The organism is Burkholderia sp. Se-20378 (assembly GCF_017104665.1).
Classification (GTDB): domain Bacteria; phylum Pseudomonadota; class Gammaproteobacteria; order Burkholderiales; family Burkholderiaceae; genus Burkholderia; species Burkholderia lata.
The window spans coordinates 1-1,895 of sequence record NZ_JAAGPG010000949.1 but is presented as its reverse complement, the minus strand read 5'-3'; the positions used below and the strand labels follow the sequence as shown (position 1 = coordinate 1,895).

General features: G+C 68.0%; 2 protein-coding genes. One reads left to right on the top strand and one right to left on the bottom strand.

Annotation, left to right across the window (positions count from 1 at the left end):
- Positions 1–1,208 (bottom strand): YihY family inner membrane protein (locus G3N93_RS39265; protein ID WP_206135448.1); only part of this gene is annotated, 1,208 nt, incomplete at its 3' end.
- Positions 1,209–1,353: 145 nt separating this feature from the next.
- Here G3N93_RS39265 and wrbA point away from each other — a divergent pair.
- On the top strand, positions 1,354–1,895 hold a 542-nt coding region (wrbA, locus tag G3N93_RS39260; RefSeq protein WP_167071038.1), incomplete at its 3' end, for an NAD(P)H:quinone oxidoreductase.

Genomic DNA, 1,895 nt, shown 5'->3' with positions numbered 1-1,895 from the left:
AACCGGTCGCTCGACAGCACCGCAAGCAGCGCCGCGCCATCCACGTGGCTGCGGCGCCGCTGCAGCTGGTAGGTCAGCTCCGTGCGGTCGATCACCAGCACGTCGAACAGCTGCGCGAGCGTCAGCTGTTCAGGGTTCGCGAGCAGGATGTAGCGCGGCGTGGTCTCGCCGCCCCCGTCGAGCCGCGCAACCCATTCCCGCTCCTCCATCGTCGTCAGCAAGCGCTGTGCGGTTTCCATGTCGCAGCGCAGCATGGTCGCGAGCCGCATCGCCGTGTAGCCGCGCTTGCCGACCGTGCGCGCTTCGGCCAGCCGCGCGAGCATTTCCAGCGCGTCGAGCAGATCGCTGCCCGGATAGTGGATACGGTGGAACTGGCCGACGCGGATCGCCGGCAACGCGGAGGCCACCATCGCGCCGAGCAGCGCGATGAACCAGCTCAGGTACACCCATAACAGGAACACGGGCAGCGCCGCGAACGCGCCATAGACGGCCGTATAGGTCGGAATGCGCCGCACGTAGTAGCCGAAGCCGCGCTTCGCGAGCTCGAACGCGACGGCCGCGAACAGCCCGCCGATCACCGCGTCGCGCCATGCGACCGTGCAGTTCGGCAGGTACACGTACAGCAGCGTGAACGCGAGCACCGTCAGCGGCAGCGATACGAGCGCGAGCAGCCACTCGACGATCGATGTCGACGGCGCCGCCCCCGTAAACGCCAGCGACTGCGTGAACAGGTACGACGAGATCGACAGGCTCACGCCGAACAGCAGCGGGCCGAGCGTGATCAGCGCCCAGTACGCGAGCACGCGCTGCGCGAACGGCCGCGGCTTGCGCACGCGCCAGATCAGGTTGAACGCCGACTCGATCGTCATCATCGTCATCACCGACGTGACGACAAGCACGATCAGGCCGGCCGTCGTCAGCCCCTTCGCCTTCGACGCGAACTGGTTCAGGTACTTGAAGATCTGGATGTTGAACTGCGCGGGCATCAGGTGATCCGCGAGGAACCCCTGCAGCGAGATCTGGAACGACGCGAACATCGGGAACGCGGTGAACAGCGCGAACGCGACCGTCACGAGCGGCACGAGCGCCAGCATCGTCGTGAACGTCAGACTGCCCGCCACTTGCGGGATGCGATCCTCGGCGCTGCGCCGGGCCGCGAACTGCGCGAGGCGCTTGATGGTGTCGAGATCGACGCTCAACTTCGGCAAACGGCTTCTCCTTCTTGATGCCGCGCGCCCGACGGCGCGCCGCCGCCGCGCTGCGCGACGGCTTCAGCCCCTATAATAGCCGCTCGATTCCAGCAGGGGCCGACTGCACCGGGCATGCGCGCGGCCGCACGCAGCTCCGTAGCCCATGAAAGACATTCTCGTCCTCTATTACAGCCGTCACGGCGCCACGCGCGATCTCGCGCTCGCGATCGCGAACGGCATCGACAGCGTGCCGGGCATGCAGGCCCGCATCCGCACCGTGCCGCCCGTGTCGGCCGTCTGCGAAGCCACCGCCCCCGACATTCCCGCCGACGGCCCGCCATACGCGGAACTGCGGGATCTCGAGGAATGCGCGGGCCTCGCGCTCGGCTCGCCGACCCGCTTCGGCAACATGGCCGCCTCGCTCAAGTATTTCCTCGACGGCACCACGCCGCAATGGCTGTCGGGCGCGCTGACCGGCAAGCCGGCCAGCGTGTTCACGTCGACGGGCAGCCTGCACGGCGGCCAGGAATCGACGTTGCTGTCGATGATGCTGCCGCTGCTCCATCACGGAATGATGATTGTCGGGATCCCGTACACGGAATCCGCGCTCACCACGACGCGCACCGGCGGCACGCCCTACGGCGCGTCGCACGTCGCGCAGCACGATCGCTCGGCCGCCGCCGGGCTGTCGGCGGACGAAAAGGC